This window comes from Sporosarcina sp. Y352, assembly GCF_056786535.1.
Genome location: NZ_JBXCJE010000001.1, coordinates 165,997 through 183,406, shown reverse-complemented (window position 1 = coordinate 183,406; position 17,410 = coordinate 165,997). Strand labels below are relative to the sequence as shown.

Genomic DNA, 17,410 nt, shown 5'->3' with positions numbered 1-17,410 from the left:
AGATTATATGAGAAAAGCAATGGAAGGAATTCCGTATGACAAGTGTTTGAAATTAAAACTATAAAAGATGGGGTAAAAAATTGCAAAAGCAAACTGATCAATTCATTGATACAAATATTGAAATTGGCTTAAGTGAAGCAGAAGCGAAGAGAAGACTTGTTGAATTCGGTGCGAATAAACTAACAGGAACAAAGAGCCGTTCGCTGCTTCAACGTATTTTTGCACAAATTAATAATGTCTTAATCTACGTGCTGATTGTTGCAGCTGTTATTTCTGGCATTCTTGGAGAATTGGCGGATTCCTTAATAATTGGACTTGTTGTCCTTATCAATACGGTTGTAGGAGTTATCCAGGAATCAAAGGCAGAAGATGCACTGCAGGCGTTAAAAAACATGGCAGTTCCCAAAGCGCTAGTTAGAAGGGACGGTGTACAGAAAGAAATACCGTCTGAAGAAGTTGTGCAAGGTGATGTAATTCTTCTTGATGCCGGAAGGTACGTGCCATGTGATATCCGTCTAATTGAATCAGTGAATTTGAAAATTGAAGAGGCGGCGTTGACAGGTGAATCCGTATCAGTAGAAAAAGATTCACAATTCGAAGGTCACAGCTCAATGCCCATCGGAGATCGAAAAGACATTGCATTCATGTCGACATTAGCTACATATGGACGTGCAACTGGCGTGGCAATTGCAACAGGTATGAAAACCGAGATAGGAAAAGTTGCATCTATGCTTGATAGTGAAGTGGATGAAGAGACACCTTTACAGAAAAGTCTCGCACAATTGGGGAAATACCTGGGGATGACAGCTGTTGTCATTTGCGTCATCATATTTGGAATAGGTGTGTTGCAAGGTCGCGGGTATTTGGAAATGTTCATGTTAGCTGTCAGTCTAGCGGTTGCGGCTATCCCTGAAGGAATGCCTGCAATCGTTTCAATCGTTCTCGCAATCGGTGTGCAAAGGATGATTAAACAAAATATCATTATTCGAAAGCTTCCTGCTGTGGAAGCGTTGGGTTCAGTTGACGTGATCTGTTCAGATAAAACCGGTACATTGACTCAGAATCGAATGACAGTTACAACGTTTTATACTGAAGGAACATTAAGCAACTTAAATGAAGCCAATCTTAAAAAGCCTGTACAGAAACGATTATTTGAGAATATCGCATTATGTAATGATGCAACATATACAAAAAATGAAGAAACCGGGGATCCAACAGAAATCGCGCTTATTGCAGCAGCGGTGGAAACTGGGTTGGAAAAAGGACAACTGGAAGCAAGTTATCCCAGAATTGCTGAGATTCCATTCGATTCAAATCGTAAACGGATGACTACGGTACATCAAGCGGCGGAGTCCATTATTTCACACACTAAAGGTGCCGTTGATGGGATTTTGCCGAAATGTACACATATCGAAACAGCTGAAGGGCCCAAAATTATTGATGAGCTAGACCGTGAAGCAATTCTTAATGCTGCAAAATCCATGTCTTCAAAAGCATTGCGTGTACTGGGTTCTGCCTATAAATTCATGGCAGCTACAAATACCGACGAACTTAACAATGCAGAAGAACAATTGGTATTTCTTGGTCTTGTCGGAATGATTGACCCCCCTCGTGAAGAAGTGAAGAATGCGATTAAAGTTACGAAATCGGCAGGCATACGTACGGTTATGATTACGGGGGATCACCAGGACACGGCATATGCGATTGCAAAAGAACTTGGAATCGCAACTCAACAATCGGAAGTAATCGAGGGAAAAACAATTGACGCTTTGTCAGAACGGGAATTAATTGAAAAAACCGGGAAAATTAATGTATATGCTCGGGTTTCGCCGGAACACAAAGTTAAAATTGTGCAAGCACTTAAAGCGAAGGACCATACCGTGTCAATGACAGGCGACGGTGTTAACGATGCACCTTCATTAAAGGCCGCGGATATAGGCGTAGCAATGGGGATAACAGGTACAGATGTAGCAAAAGGTGCTGCAGATATGGTATTAACGGATGACAATTTTTCATCAATCGTCAAAGCAGTCGAAGAAGGGCGTACCATCTATCGTAATATAAAGAAGTCCATTATTTTTCTGCTATCGTGTAATTTAGGAGAAATAATTGCGCTTTTCGCTGCGATATTACTAGGGTGGCCGTTGCTCTTGCGCCCAATTCATATCTTATGGATCAATCTGGTGACGGATACATTTCCTGCGCTGTCGCTGGGGGTCGATCCTGAAGAAACTGGTGTAATGAAAGAAAAACCGAGGCACCGGAAAGAGAGTATATTCAGTGGTTCCATATCGTTTCTAGTTTTAAATGGTATTTTGATTGGGGCAATTACACTCGTCGCTTTTATGATGGGCATCTATATGTCAGGCGAGTATACGGGCAGTTTTCTCTCTATGTTTTCAGCTGCCATACCGGAAAGTGCTCTCGTACATGGACAGACAATGGCTTTCATCGGCCTGAGTTTTTCTCAGCTGGTGCATTCTCTCAACTTTAGATCGATGAACAAGTCTGTATTCAAAGCAGGTATTTTTAAGAATAAGTTTTTAATATACTCAATTTTGCTAGGGGTTGTGTTACAGGTAATTATCGTTACGTTCGGTCCGATTGCGAAAGTCTTTAGTGTGCAATCACTTGGACTAAAGGAATGGATAATTATTGGTGTACTTAGCCTAATACCGCTTCTAGTAAATGAACTGGTTAAATTATTCAAAAAGTAATTTAAGCGCCAAAGTTCCCCTTTTAGTGCTCTATGATGTATTATGGGGGGTAATGGCATTGTAGCCGTGAATTTGTAAGTGAGAGGTTGATACTGCTATGGAAATTACTGAGTACATTATCAAAAAAATTAACGATCCTACTGGGATCATTGCTGGAGAACGTTTTGAGTACCGATTGTACATTGATTTGGACGAGGAAGACGAGCTTTATTCTGAAGGTGGAACAGGGCTTCGCGTGATTTTTGCAGTTGACGAGGATGAAGGACGGATAGCATCTTATCACTTTTTTGAACGTACAAGTGAAAAAGTTCTTGATTTTGAATTGGAAGATGACGAAAAAGCAATTGTTCTTGAATATTGCAGAACACACCGCGAATAATACAACTAAAAAGCCTGTACACATGATTATTATGTGTGCAGGCTTTTCTTTGGTATATGGAGGTTTAAAGCTGAAAGTAGAATCCACTACAGTGGAAGTTTTAGCACTAATGTACGAACACAGTATGTGAAGATTTCTGCACATATAATAAATCAGCAGACTCAATTCGAATTATGTGTGTTTTGTGGTAATATGTTAGATAATATGGAAAGTGGATAGAAACGAAAATATCCAAGACTAATCTAATTGGAGTGTTTGAATATGGATAATGAAATAGTTGATATTACGATTATTGGGGGAGGGCCGACGGGGCTTTTTGCATCATTCTATGCAGGAATGCGGGAAATGTCGGTGAAAATCATAGATAGTTTGCCACAGCTTGGTGGTCAGTTGATTGAATTGTATCCTGATAAAGATATATATGATGTGGGCGGATTTCCAAAAATTCTTGCAAAAGACTTTGTAGCTAATCTTGTTACACAAGCACATTACGCGAAACCTGAAATCCATCTTGGCGAAACTGCTTTGTCAGCAACGCGTGAAGGAGATCACTTCATCCTGAAAACGGATAAAGGCGTTCACTTTACACGTACCATCCTTTTGACAGCGGGAATCGGGGCTTTTCAACCGCGCAAAATCGGTCTTCCCGAAGAAGTCCATTTTGAGGGGAATACCCTTCATTACAGTATTAAAGATTTAACGATTTTTAAGGACAAAAATGTTCTTGTTTGCGGAGGCGGGGATTCAGCAGTCGATTGGTCACTTATGTTGGAAGACATTGCATCTACTGTGACACTCGTCCATCGCCGTGAACGCTTTACAGCACATGAAACGAGTGTTAATCAGTTAATGGAATCCAAAGTGACTGTGAAGACGTCTCGAGCGGTCAAATTGATTGATGGTGAAGATGGTAAAGTCCGAAAAGTAGTCTTAGCAGAAAAAGATGGCACTGAAGAACATCTCGACGTCGATCAATTAATTGTTAACTACGGAAATATATCATCTCTTGGACCATTGAAGGATTGGGGTCTTGAAATGGACCGTAACTCAATAATGGTTAATACGCGTATGGAGACCAACATCGAAGGGATTTACGCGGCAGGGGATGTTACAAACTATGATGGCAAAGTGAAATTGATTGCTGTCGGACTAGGTGAAGCTCCAATCGCTGTGAATCATGCAAAAGCTTATGTCGATCCGAAAGCAAGATTACAGCCGCTTCATAGTACAAGTATCTTTAGTTGAATAGAACTTGACATCAAATTAAAAACACCGCCTTGTGCGGTTTTTTTATTGACTAGTAATAGAGAAATTAGTAACATTTCGTTAATACTGAATTTTTTTCGAACATAGATGACAACGCTTAATGTCAAATACACATGAACAGGGAGTTGCAAGTTTTAATGCAGCGGGGCATGACTGGGCACTAGGGCATTTTCAAAACACTTTAGGTATAGAGGTTATTTAACAAACAACTGCTTGGCTACAACATATTGGGAAGGCTAAATGAGGGAATTGAGGAGATGAATGATATGGCTAGAATAGGTATTTATGGTTCGTCTTTCGATCCGATTACGAATGTACATTTGTGGACGGCAAGTACAGTTGCTCACCGTTGTAAATTGGATAAAGTTATATTCCTTCCTTCATCGAATAAAAGAAAAGACAAAGAAATGAAAACAGCTGATGAACACCGGTGGAATATGATTAAACTGGCAATTCAAAACAATGATAAATTCATTGCCGATGATTATGAAATGAAACAAGAGGGCTGGAAAATTACAACATATGAAACACTTATTTATTTCAAGGAACTCTATAAAAATGATGAAATTTATTTCGTTATGGGAGCGGATTTACTAGTCGATATCGGTGCTGGTAGATGGGGGCATTCTGAATCACTTGTGAATGAAAATAAATTCATTGTAATGGCACGTGAAGGAGTAAATATGCTACAGGCAATCAGTAAATCAGCCATCTTAAGAAATAATGACGACGGACAGACATTTCACTTGCTTGATAAAGGTCTATCTATGGAAATTAGCTCTACTTACATTCGGGATGAACTTTCCATGAACGGAGAACCCCGTTATCTGTTACCTGATTCTTGCTATCATTATATTAAAGAGCACGCGCTCTATAAGAATTAATTCTAAACTTGCGACTATTAGATTCTATATAGTTAAATATAGAACCTAATAGTTGTACTTATTATTCAGGAGGTTTTTAGTATGTCAATTAACATTAATGATCGGTTCTCTGAAATAAGAAAGAGCATAACTATCGATGCTCCTATTGAAAAAGCTTGGAAATACGTCGCGACATCCGAAGGAATAGGTGCCTGGTTTATGCCGAATGATATGGAACCGATTGAAGGCAAAGAGTTTATCCTAAAAGCAGGTCCATGGGGAAATTCAATATGTAAAGTGACTGAAGTGAGTCCACCCAACCGTTTATCTTTTAAGTGGGGTGAGGAGTGGTTTATCACGTTTGAATTGATAGAAAAAGACAGTCAAACGGAAGTAACTCTAGTCCATGCGGGATGGGAAGAAAGCAAACAGACAGAGTTTGGCGAGGACCATGCAGAGGTACGTTCACGTATGTCAGGTGGATGGGATGGCCTTATTCTGAAACTAAAAAGTGTGATTGAGCTTTAATGGTTTGAAATCTTTAGAAGTATGATGTTCTTCAAGTGATCTCACATCCGACACGTCGAAATCTATGAATAGCTTAGGCGATTAACTGCTGGTTGTTGTGCTGGAACAATATAAAAAACGCTGAAAGTAGTTATTCAGCGTTTTTTGTTTGCATTAATTAATTGTAATCGAAAAAAAAGGAATTTAAATCACAAAAGAAAGGAGATAGCTAAAATGAGCAGTAGGGGAACGAATATGATTACATATCCAATTGGATTCCCAAAGTTAATCGACCATCCGATACCGAATCTTTTCTCTACAAAAACGGAAGGATCATTTTGGTTCACATAAAAGATGCCGTATTTCCAATGCTCATCATCATCGAGATCTGTAATGCCGGTAATCGTTTCGTCTTCCAATTCCACTTCAATCCGGGAGCCGCTCTGTCCAACTTTAAATGCATAGATGGCTGTTGCTAGAAGGGTAATTAAGAGAAAGCCGAGTGGTAACGCGAACATTAGTGCAGCATCGCCAAGGCCATCATGAATCGTAGCAAGTTGAATGAACCCAAAAAGAATAGTCATGAGTATAGTCATCATATATAAAAACCAACTGGAGTATTTTCGGAATGATAATTGTTGAACTTTTGATTTTTTCCTTTTTACTGCACTTAATCTGATACCTGATTGTTTTGTAAATGTATTAATACCGGCCATCATTGCTTGCATTATTAGTAATATAAGAAGTAAAGCAATTACTGAAAAAGGTGTTTTTTCACTAAAAGTATCGGGTTGACCGTTCGCTCCCCAATGTGTAGGAATCAGGTCGGGCATATTGTTGTATTGTGTGGCAGTGTAGGCGATTAGCCCAACCGTAATTAGCATTGGTACTGCATAGACATAAGAAGGAAGCATCTCGTCTTTCGTCCGAATAGCTAAATCAGCGATTCGGACTTGCTTCAAATCCGCACCCCATTGATTTTTTTGTTTAAGTCGCGTCGTTTGTGCATGAAAGTAAAAATAGAGAACCATACTCAAAAAGAGAAGTCCAAATTGAACTGCTAATCCAGTTAAGACGATTGTAACTTCTGATAGATCACTATTACTTACCCAATAGTAATAAATGAAAAGTGAAATGAAACCCGTAATGAAAATACTAACAGCATATATTCTTTTATAGGATATAATCGTTGAATCGTCTGTAAAACTTTCTGGAACCGTCACGCCAAACACAACGGAGGGCTTTAATAAAAATGGAGTAGCAGACAGCATTATAGTAATAAAGCTAATAATGATTAGAAATAAGGGTAATACCATACTTATACCTCCTGAATTGTTAAAATGATAGATGAAATAAGGTTGCTAATGTCTTTTGGTTTCATCCCGAGCACGATTGCTTCAGCAACAATCGGTTTGAATTCCTCAGTAATTCTTACAAGGTTTGTATTAGTAATATCATTCGTCAAGAGTTCATTGACAATTGCTCCGGATTTCGGAACGATACGGATTATCCCCTTTTTTTCGAGTTCGTGGTATGCCTTATTGACAGTATGCATATTCATGCCTAGGTCGGCGGCTAATGTCCGTACAGAGGGGAGTGTTTCTCCTCCTACAAGTGTTCCGCGTGCAATTGCTTCGATAAGCTGAGAAGCTAATTGTGCATATATCGGTTTATCCGCATCCGCTTCGATTTGGATGAACATATGGTACCCTCCTTATAACTTATCTAATTTAATTTAATTATAGCCTCTTTGTTCTATTTAGTATAGAACAAAGAGGTAGATAAATAAAAATCCCTGAACAAAATAAAATGTACCCTATAAGATAGACACTTTAAAAAAGTCTCTCTTATGGGGTACTTTTATTTATAATGGAAATAACAACGATTATATGTTGATATAAAGAATCCTACCAACAACGCTTGGCGCTTGGGGATGCCTCCCACAATTAGCCAGACAGAAGACCACTGTCAGTCTTATTGCTTCGGCTACCCCAGTAAGGCGCCTTCGCTGGAGATTACAAGGAAAACATAAGTCCAACAACAGAACTTATGTCAAAGATATTATTTGCTGATCAAGAACAAAGAATTGGGTTTAGGTCAGTCAATGTCACGTCGTGGGAACTGTTGGGATAACGCTCCCCAAGAATCTTTCTTTGGTCATTTTAAAGATGAAATAGATATGAAATCATGTGGAGTTTCGGAAGATGTAAAACGAGAGATAAAGAGTTATATGACTTATTACAATCATTATCGAGGTCAGTGGAATTTAAAGAAGATGACGCCTGCACAATACAGACATCATCTTCTTCAAGTTTCCTAAATATGTTGAATGTATGATTCTTACTCACTTTAGCTGATTGAAGTGGAGAGCGGCGACTCCAGCGGGAACAGCGCGAGCCGAAGACCCCGCAGGAACGCAGTGACGAGGAGGCTGAGGCCGTGCCCGCGGAAAGCGTCCGCTCGGAACGGAAATCAGCGGTTAGTTAAATTCTTCGGTTCAACTTATATAAGGTTTTTTTAAAAATGTCCTTTACAAAGGGTACACTTCAAAAGTTCAGGGGAATCCTTCCTAATTATAATTCTGAAGTTTTAACGAATATATATCCTTCGCTCTTCAAATAAGCTAGAACGGCATCAAGTCCATCAGCAGTTGATTGGTGAATATCGTGCATAAGGATTATACTTCCATCTCTGGTTTGACCTTTGATATGTGTGAGCAGTAAATTCGAATTTCGATGTTCCCAGTCAAGTGTATCAATATCCCATAGAATTACAGGTAAATCTGTTTGGTTTCGGACTGATTTATTAATCGAACCATAAGGAGGGCGGAATACAGTCGCTTTTTGTCCAGTGACATCCTCAATGATAGAAGAAGTACGACTGATTTCATTTCGTGCTTTTTCGACTCCAGTTTTCGTCAAGTCAGGATGTTTCCACGTATGGTTACCGAGTTCATGACCTGCTTCTTGCACTTTTTTTGCGATTTCAGGATAGCATTCAACCTGGCTTCCAAGCATGAAGAAAGTTGCTTTGGCATTGTATTTATCCAATGTATCTAGAATTTGAATTGTCACTTTTGGATCAGGTCCATCATCAAAGGTGAGGGCAACCCGTTTACTCTCAGAATCTGATTCGATTGTCACTAGCTCTTGATCTAAACTTTCTAACTCATCCGGACTAATAGGTTGTGAGTCTTTCAGAGGGATAGTGGGAATTTCCACTGAATCTTCATTCTTATATTCTTCATTGAGTAAGTGTTTTTCTGGTTCTTCAATTTTTAATTTAAAATCAGGGGCTAAATAGTTGTTTATATCACTAACCGGTATCGCGACAATGGGGGGTCCGGCTGCTCCCGTTGCTATTTCTTGTTCAACAAAATAAAAAATAATGGATTCATCTGTGATAGCAAAATTATCGAAGTTGTCCCAGTTAGCTTTCGTTTTTAGTTGCAATTCTTCAGGTAAATGATAGTTGGCTAGTGAGGGATCGTTGTGTAATGCGACACGAACGAGCTTCGAAACGGCTTCAAGGTTTTGTCGATCATTATCAAGCACATCAGAAATCGAAAAGCGGTCGCCCGTTTCGGGTATTAAATGAAATGACCTAATCTCAGTTTTACCAGCCGCATTTCCAGTTGCACTACTGTTAACAAGGACGAAGGAATAGCTCCCTGAATGGTGAGTTAACGTTTCGAATGAAATATTCAATTCACCTTTTATGTCACTGCTAAGCTGTTTGTTTTCTTCCATTGTAGTCAAATAGTTTTGTTTAACTTTTTTTATGTATTGTGAAATATCATTGTTGAATGTACTATGAAACCTTTGTGGATACTGGATCGCATACGGCTTATATGGATCATTCGACGTTTCGGTACTTATTTTAATACCTGCATAGTGAGAATCAATTGTATCGATAATAACCTCAGCTGGTTTTGCAGCATGTGTGTTTTCAGGAAGAGTGGCAGCTTCATTTTTAGTAGTCAAGGAAAATAAATAGATGGCAGACACAGTCAATGTAACGAGGGTAATTGAAAATGTAACATCGATCCAGGAGGAACGACGTTTTTGGTACTTTCTTTTCATGGAATAGACTCCTTTACTATGTATAGAAAGTTAGACGGAAGAACCTCTTAATAATTTCATAAAAAGTGATGATTTTGTCAGATTTTATCATTTAATATATTATTCTAGTATACATGAATAAAATGGAAGCATCTAGGGGGGGAATTATATATATGTTGAAATAAGGATTTCCATCTGCTTCTTTGCCGCGCCTGTGCTGGAGTGTTCATTGTAGAGAGAGTTGTAGATTCGGAGTGTGGATTTTATATCGCTTGGCGCTTTGGGGATGCCTCTCGCCATGAGCCTGGATTAGCGCTTCGCATCCAGTCTCACGGCTTCGGCTACCCCTTTGCCGCGCTTGCGCTAGTGTAACATTATCGATAGAGTTTTGAGTTTGAGATGTATAGACTGAGAGTATAATGTGATTACTATTTGATACTAATTTCATTGAAAAAAGACGCACTCCCGGCTGCAGGCCTTATCCCCGATAATGAAATGCGCTTTCCTACATAGAGACTCTCCAGCGCAGGCGCGCCTACGTGGTAGTCGGAGCGATAAGACTGAAAGCGTACTCCTTTCTGGCTTATCGCGGGAGGCATCCACAAAGCGGCGAAGCGGTATTAGTGAACTTTCCAATATTTTCCATTAATTATCATATATAGGTAGCTTGTTTATATTAAAAATACTTTTTTTACGTGTTAACTTGTGATATAATATCTCAGTCCCTTATTTTGCAAATATGGGTGCGCTTTTGTATGTTTACAATTATTTGTGAATTATTCGAGCCGGTTGTTGCTATAACATGCAATTATAAAAACAAGGTGGTTGGAAAAAATGGGAAAAGGTACATTCCGGGTTCTTCTATATTATAAATATGTAACGATTGAAGATCCTGAAACATTTGTTATTGAGCATTTGAAAGCTTGTAATGAAATCGGCTTGAAAGGTCGAATTCTTGCAGGAAATGAAGGAATTAATGGTACATGCTCTGGAACCGTTGAACAAACAGACAGGTATATGGAAATGATGCAGAATGATGAACGATTCAAAGACATTGCTTTCAAAATTGACATTGCAGACGAACATGCATTTAAAAAAATGCACGTCCGCGAGCGTTCAGAACTTGTCAATATGAGTTTGGAAGATGATATTGATCCAAATGAATTGACGGGTAACTATTTAAGTCCTGAAGAGTTCTTTAAACAGATGCAAGATGAAGATACAGTTGTTATCGATGCACGTAATGACTATGAGTTTGACCTAGGACACTTCCGTGGTGCGGTTCGTCCTGAAATCGAAAATTTCCGAGACTTGCCAAATTGGATTCGTACTAATAAAGAACAGTTCGAAGGGAAAAAAATTCTAACGTATTGCACAGGTGGTATTCGTTGTGAGAAGTTTTCCGGTTGGCTTGTACGAGAAGGATTCGAGGATGTTGGACAATTGCATGGCGGGATTGTCACTTACGGAAAAGACCCTGTTGCCCAAGGTCAGCTATGGGACGGACAATGTTATGTATTTGACGAACGTATCGCTGTTCCAATCAATCAGGTAGAGCATGTAATCGTAGGCCGTGATCATTTCGATGGTACACCGTGTGAGCGATATGTAAATTGTGCGAACCCTGTATGTAACGCGAAAATCATTTGTTCCGAAGAAAACGAGCATTTGTATATGCGTAGTTGTACGGATGAATGTCGTACACATCCGCGCAACCGTTACTTCGTTGAACATAACTTGACCGTGGAAGAATATGACATGCGCATGGAAGCTATCGAATTACACCGAAATAAAACTCACGCGCTATAATTAAAATCGCCTAAACAATTGTAATTCTGTTTAGGCGATTTTTTGTTATGATGAAGAATGGTGTGCTTACTTATCCAAGCAGCTAAAATCAATGCAGAAATAAGGAGCGGTTATTTCTATAAATGGAATGGATTCAATGGCAATAGAGGGAATAAGTACTAAGCATTGTATAGTGCTTACTTTGCCATTTCTGTCCATACTTTTTAAAAGAACATAATGTTATAATGAGAGCATTCAATTGATATTGGAGGATCATTATTTATGCAATGGAGAAATTTGTATCGTGGATTCTTTTTGGGAATCAGCGATTTAATACCGGGAGTGAGCGGGGGAACGATTTCGTTCATCTTAGGGATTTATGATGAATTATTAATGTCAATCAGTGGCCTTTTTAGCCGCCATTGGAAAAAATATATTGGTTTCTTATTGCCTTTGGGCATCGGTATTGGAGTAACCCTTTTACTATTTAGCAGAGTGATTGAATATTTATTAGTAAATTACTCTGCACCCACACACTTTTTCTTTATGGGACTGGTTTTTGGTGTACTTCCCTTCATTACAAAAAAAGCAGGTGTCAAAAAGAATTTCACCTGGAAACACTTCTTGCTCATTCTACTTGTCGGTGTTGCACTAGCTTCACTTGCCTTTATGAAACCGCAAGATACGACAGCCATTACAAACTTGACAGCTTCAAATACTATTGGGCTTTTTTTAGCCGGTTGGGCGGGGAGTATTGCGATGTTGTTGCCTGGTATTAGCGGTTCGCTCATCTTACTAATTTTAGGTGTCTACTCGACAGCAATTGGAGCATTATCGAATTTGAATTTCCCTATTATCGCCGTACTCGGTGCAGGTGTAATGGTTGGATTCATCGTCAGTAGTAAAGCTGTTAGCTATTTGTTGGAGCATTTTAAGTATCTTTCATTCGCAGTAATTATAGGGCTTATTATTGGTTCGTTATTCGTCATCTATCCAGGTATCCCTGAAAGTGGAACACCGTTTGTCTTGAGTATTATTGCTCTTTATACAGGTCTGATGGTTGCGAATATGTTCAGTTCACTTACTAAAGTTCCTAACGTCAATTACAAGAAAAGTGCCGCATCTGAAACGGATTGAATCGTTTCTGGATGCGGCACTTTTCGCTTTGTTCGGCATTATAATTCCCTTCTTTGCATACTATGGATAAAACCATGCCCTGACTGGAGGGAAATTGATGGATATCTTAAACAAAGTGAGAAGCTTTCGAGAAGAAGAAAACAAGCTTAAGTGGGAAGGCACATTCGCAGATTACTTGGCCATTGTGAAAGAAAGAAAAGAAGTCGCACAAACAGCACATTCACGGGTTTATAATATGATTAAAAGCTCAGGATTGATTGAAAAAGATGGTAATAGACTTTATCAGTTTTTTGGGAAAGAGATTTTTGGACTTGAAGAGTCCATAGAAAGACTGGTGGAAGAATACTTTCATCCAGCTGCAAAAAGATTAGAGGTTCGTAAACGGATATTATTGTTAATGGGCCCCGTTAGTGGGGGGAAATCTACAATCGTTACATTATTAAAACGGGGTTTGGAGAGTTATTCCAAAACAGATGCGGGTGCGGTTTATGCCATAAAAGGCTGTCCAATGCATGAAGATCCACTACATTTGATACCACAATATTTGCGTAAAGATTTCTTCGAAAGCTATGGTGTTCGCATTGAAGGCAGTTTATCACCATTGAATGCGATGCGGTTAGAACAAGAATACGATGGAGAAATCGAAAATGTCCTGGTGGAACGCATTTTCTTCTCGGAAGACAAACGAGTAGGAATTGGAACCTTTACACCTTCAGATCCTAAATCACAGGATATCGCCGATTTAACTGGGAGTATCGACTTCTCGACAATTGCTGAGTTTGGTTCCGAATCGGATCCACGTGCCTATCGTTTTGATGGAGAGCTGAATAAAGCGAACAGAGGAATGATGGAATTCCAAGAAATGTTGAAGCTGGACGAAAAGTTTCTATGGCATTTATTGTCGTTAACACAGGAAGGGAATTTTAAAGCAGGTAGATTTGCTTTAATAAGTGCTGACGAACTGATTGTCGCGCATACAAACGAAACAGAGTACCGTTCCTTTATTTCCAATAAAAAGAATGAAGCACTTCACTCACGAATTATTGTCATGCCGATTCCCTATAATTTGAAAGTGAGTCAAGAAGAATGCATTTATGAAAAAATGATTAAGGAGAGTGATATGACACATGTTCATATTGCTCCGCATGCATTAAGAGTGGCTGCTATATTTTCAGTTTTGACGCGACTAGAGGATTCCAAAAAGCAGGGAATTGACGTTGTTAAAAAAATGCGTCTCTACGACGGAGAAAACGTAGAAGGGTTTAATGAGATTGACGTGGAAGAACTGAAAAAAGAATTCCCGAACGAAGGAATGAACGGGATAGATCCGCGCTATGTTATTAACCGTATATCCTCTGCAATCATTCGTAAAGAAGTAACATCCATTAATGCACTCGACGTTTTAAGGTCATTGAAAGATGGTTTAGATCAGCACGCCTCAATTTCAAGGGAAGACCGAGATAAATATATGAATTATATTTCTATCGCCCGGAAAGAATTCGATGAAATCGCTAAGAAAGAAGTCCAAAAGGCATTTGTTTATTCTTATGAAGAGTCCGCGATATCGTTAATGGATAACTATCTTGATAATGTGGAGGCTTTCTGCAATAAAAATAAGCTTAGAGACTTTTTAACAGGAGAAGAAATGAATCCTGACGAAAAACTGATGCGTTCCATTGAAGAACAAATTGGGATATCGGAAAATGCTAAAAAAGCATTTAGAGAAGAAATTCTAATTCGACTATCTGCCTATGCGAGAAGTGGAAAGCGTTTTGACTATAATTCCCATGAACGTTTACGGGAAGCCATTCAAAAGAAATTATTTGCCGATTTAAAGGATGTCGTCAAAATCACGACTTCATCTAAAACACCTGATGAATCGCATCTGAAAAAAGTGAATGAAGTAATTGCCAGGCTTATTGATGAATATGGATATAATTCTATATCTGCAAATGAATTATTACGCTATGTTGGTAGTCTGCTTAATCGGTAATCTTAGGGAAGATATGAGAACAAGACTGATGCAGCATTAGTCTTGTTCTTTTCTAAAACCAGCAGCAAACATTGGATAAAAGATGGGTGTGGATGAAGATGAATGAAAAAGACAATGAACATTTTGCTGTCTCACAGGAAAACTGGTCTCTCCACCGAAAAGGACATCAAGATCAGAAACGTCATTTGGATAAAGTAAAGGAAGCCATTCAGAATAATTTACCGGATTTAATCAGTGAAGAAAGTATTATCATGTCAAAAGGAAAAGATGTTATTAAAATTCCAATTCGCTCGCTAGATGAATACAAAATCCGTTACAATCATGAAAAATCAAAACATGTCGGCCAAGGTAACGGAGATAGTCAAGTAGGCGATGTAATTGCGAAAGATGGATCAAAAGGGAAAAGCGATGCGGGGTCGGGGAAACAAGCAGGTGACCAGGCAGGCCAAGATTATTATGAAGCTGAAGTATCAATTGCTGAATTAGAGGATGCTTTATTTAGTGAAATGGAATTACCAAATCTAGAACAAAAAGAACAAGCTGAAAATACAGCAGAAAAAATTGAGTTTAATGATATTCGTAAAAAGGGACTAATTGGGAACATTGATAAGAAAAGAACGATATTAACCGCCATCAAAAGGAATGCGATTAAGGGAAAAGCAGAAATAGCTCCTTTTCATAATGATGATTTACGTTTTAAGACTTGGGATGATGTCAAAAAACCTGAGTCCAAAGCAGTTGTACTTGCAATGATGGATACAAGTGCGTCAATGGGTAACTTTGAAAAGACGATGGCAAGAAGTTTCTTCTTTTGGATGGCTAATTTTTTAAGATCGAAATATGAAACTGTTGAATTTGAATTCATCGCGCATCATACAGAGGCGAAAGTGGTTACAGAAGAAGACTTTTTTTCAAAAGGGGAGAGTGGGGGAACCATCTGTTCTTCCGCGTATCTAAAAGCGCTCGAGTTAATTGAACAAAAATATAATCCAGCACGTTATAATATTTTTCCTTTTCATTTTTCTGACGGAGAGAATATGTCATCTGACAATGATAAATGCATAAAACTCGTTCAAGAACTGATGGCTGTATCCAATATGTTTGGGTACGGAGAAGTGAATGCTTATAACCGTTTTTCAACAATGATGTCTTCTTTTAAAAAAATCGATGATCCGAAATTCCGTCATTATATTTTGAAAGAAAAACGGGATGTCTACTTTGCACTTAAAAGTTTCTTCCATAAAAACTTGGAGGGATTCGATTGACGGAAATAAAAGCGCTTCATCGGGCAATTGACGAAATTACGGAAATTGCAACTGGTTTTGGCCTTGATTTTTACCCCATGCGTTATGAAATATGTCCTGCTGATATTATTTACACATTTGGTGCATATGGAATGCCTACGCGTTTTACCCATTGGAGTTTTGGAAAGCAATTTCATAAGATGAAACTGCAATATGACCTTGGCTTAAGTCAAATTTATGAATTAGTCATTAATTCAAATCCATGTTATGCTTTTCTACTTGATACGAACAGCCTGATACAGAATAAGTTAATTGTTGCTCATGTACTTGCCCATTGTGATTTTTTCAAAAACAATGTCCGTTTTTCAAATACGAGAAGAGATATGGTAGAGAGTATGACAGCAACAGCAGAACGAATTGCAAATTATGAAATGGTTTATGGGAAAGAAGAAGTTGAACGCTTTTTAGATGCAGTCCTGGCTATTCAAGAACATATTGATCCATCTATCTTAAGACCTCAACGTCGGGATGATGAACAAAACTTGGATGATGATGAAGAAATCATTCGCAAAACACCATATGATGATTTATGGAATATAGATCAAAAACCAATTGTCAAAAAAGCAGCGAATAAAGTAGGGGAAAAAACACCTATAAATCAAGAAAAGGATCTCTTGCTTTTTATTTTGCAATATAGCCGTGAACTAGAGGAATGGCAACGCGATATATTAACAATGATGCGAGAAGAAATGCTCTATTTTTGGCCGCAACTTGAAACTAAAATTATGAACGAAGGATGGGCATCTTTTTGGCATCAGAAGATTCTTAGGGAAATGGATTTATCGACAGATGAGACAATTGAGTTCGCAACACTAAACGCCAATGTTATTCAACCCTCTAAAACAACGATCAATCCCTACTATCTGGGATTGAAAATATATGAAGATATTGAAAAAAGATATAATCATCCAACAGAAAAAATGAGGAGTTTCGGCGTTCGACCAAACTCCGGTAGAGAGAAGATCTTTGAAGTAAGGGAAGTCGAATCTGATATATCATTTATCCGGAATTATGTCACAAAAGAGTTGGTACAGAAGGAAGACTTATATCTCTTTGAAAAAAAAGGAAGCAATTATGAAATTACAAACAAGGATTATGAGGATGTCAGAAACCAATTAGTCTCTATGCGGGTAAATGGTGGTTTTCCATTCATTGTCGTCGAAAATGGTGACTACTTGCGAAACGGTGAGTTGTATTTAGTGCATAAATACGAAGGTACAGAACTAGATTTAAAGTATTTGGAAAACGTACTCCCTTATATTTATCAATTGTGGGGACGGATTGTTCATTTAGAAACATATGTAGAGAATTTACAAGTTGTGTATTCATTTGATCGGAATAAGGTCTATCGGAGGTATGTATAATAATAGCTTATCCCTCAATCGGATTAACGGT

At 38.5% G+C, this 17,410-nt stretch carries 13 protein-coding genes and 1 pseudogene; 11 read left to right on the top strand and 3 right to left on the bottom strand.

What is annotated here, in order from left to right; all coding sequences use genetic code 11:
- The first annotated feature begins 80 nt into the window (after positions 1–80).
- From AC1TO6_RS01025 to AC1TO6_RS01005, 5 genes are all read left to right on the top strand, one after another.
- Positions 81–2,717, top strand: coding sequence for a cation-translocating P-type ATPase (locus tag AC1TO6_RS01025; protein ID WP_482099743.1), 2,637 nt, complete (start codon positions 81–83; stop codon positions 2,715–2,717).
- A gap of 97 nt (positions 2,718–2,814) precedes the next feature.
- Positions 2,815–3,096: a DUF6509 family protein gene (locus tag AC1TO6_RS01020; RefSeq protein ID WP_482099742.1), complete on the top strand. Its 282-nt coding sequence runs from the start codon at positions 2,815–2,817 to the stop codon at positions 3,094–3,096.
- A gap of 261 nt (positions 3,097–3,357) precedes the next feature.
- Positions 3,358–4,341: an NAD(P)/FAD-dependent oxidoreductase gene (locus tag AC1TO6_RS01015; RefSeq protein ID WP_482099741.1), complete on the top strand. Its 984-nt coding sequence runs from the start codon at positions 3,358–3,360 to the stop codon at positions 4,339–4,341.
- A 287-nt stretch (positions 4,342–4,628) separates the two neighbouring features.
- A complete protein-coding gene (gene nadD / locus AC1TO6_RS01010) occupies positions 4,629–5,246 on the top strand; it encodes a nicotinate (nicotinamide) nucleotide adenylyltransferase (RefSeq protein WP_482099740.1) in 618 nt (205 codons plus the stop codon).
- Positions 5,247–5,327: 81 nt separating this feature from the next.
- Positions 5,328–5,753 (top strand): SRPBCC family protein, encoded by a 426-nt coding sequence (locus tag AC1TO6_RS01005; protein WP_482099739.1) that lies wholly within the window; start codon positions 5,328–5,330, stop codon positions 5,751–5,753.
- 188 nt (positions 5,754–5,941) lie between these two features.
- Here the strand turns inward: AC1TO6_RS01005 and AC1TO6_RS01000 are convergent, their stop codons facing one another.
- Positions 5,942–7,048 carry a DUF1648 domain-containing protein gene (locus AC1TO6_RS01000; protein WP_482099738.1) on the bottom strand — a complete coding sequence of 369 codons (1,107 nt, stop codon included), beginning with the start codon at positions 7,046–7,048 and terminating at the stop codon, positions 5,942–5,944.
- A gap of 2 nt (positions 7,049–7,050) precedes the next feature.
- Positions 7,051–7,434: a GntR family transcriptional regulator gene (locus tag AC1TO6_RS00995; RefSeq protein WP_482099737.1), complete on the bottom strand. Its 384-nt coding sequence runs from the start codon at positions 7,432–7,434 to the stop codon at positions 7,051–7,053.
- A gap of 378 nt (positions 7,435–7,812) precedes the next feature.
- Here AC1TO6_RS00995 and AC1TO6_RS00990 point away from each other — a divergent pair.
- Positions 7,813–8,052: pseudogene (locus tag AC1TO6_RS00990) on the top strand (IS3 family transposase); the annotation flags it as partial.
- Positions 8,053–8,305: 253 nt separating this feature from the next.
- Here AC1TO6_RS00990 and AC1TO6_RS00985 read toward each other — a convergent pair.
- A complete protein-coding gene (locus AC1TO6_RS00985) occupies positions 8,306–9,814 on the bottom strand; it encodes a polysaccharide deacetylase family protein (protein ID WP_482099736.1) in 1,509 nt (502 codons plus the stop codon).
- An 813-nt stretch (positions 9,815–10,627) separates the two neighbouring features.
- Here AC1TO6_RS00985 and trhO point away from each other — a divergent pair.
- The 5 genes from trhO to AC1TO6_RS00960 all read left to right on the top strand — a co-directional run bounded on the left by trhO (position 10,628) and on the right by AC1TO6_RS00960 (position 17,379).
- On the top strand, positions 10,628–11,602 hold the full coding sequence (trhO, locus tag AC1TO6_RS00980; protein WP_482099735.1) for an oxygen-dependent tRNA uridine(34) hydroxylase TrhO: 975 nt from the start codon (positions 10,628–10,630) through the stop codon (positions 11,600–11,602).
- A gap of 261 nt (positions 11,603–11,863) precedes the next feature.
- Positions 11,864–12,718, top strand: a complete 855-nt coding sequence (locus AC1TO6_RS00975) for a DUF368 domain-containing protein (RefSeq protein ID WP_482099734.1) — start codon at positions 11,864–11,866, stop codon at positions 12,716–12,718.
- Positions 12,719–12,815: 97 nt separating this feature from the next.
- Positions 12,816–14,711, top strand: coding sequence for a PrkA family serine protein kinase (locus AC1TO6_RS00970; protein ID WP_482099733.1), 1,896 nt, complete (start codon positions 12,816–12,818; stop codon positions 14,709–14,711).
- Between the two features lie 98 nt (positions 14,712–14,809).
- Positions 14,810–15,976, top strand: a complete 1,167-nt coding sequence (yhbH, locus tag AC1TO6_RS00965; RefSeq protein WP_482100105.1) for a sporulation protein YhbH — start codon at positions 14,810–14,812, stop codon at positions 15,974–15,976.
- On the top strand, positions 15,973–17,379 hold the full coding sequence (locus tag AC1TO6_RS00960; RefSeq protein WP_482099732.1) for a SpoVR family protein: 1,407 nt from the start codon (positions 15,973–15,975) through the stop codon (positions 17,377–17,379). Before yhbH ends, AC1TO6_RS00960 begins: the two co-directional genes overlap by 4 nt.
- Positions 17,380–17,410 lie beyond the last annotated feature (31 nt).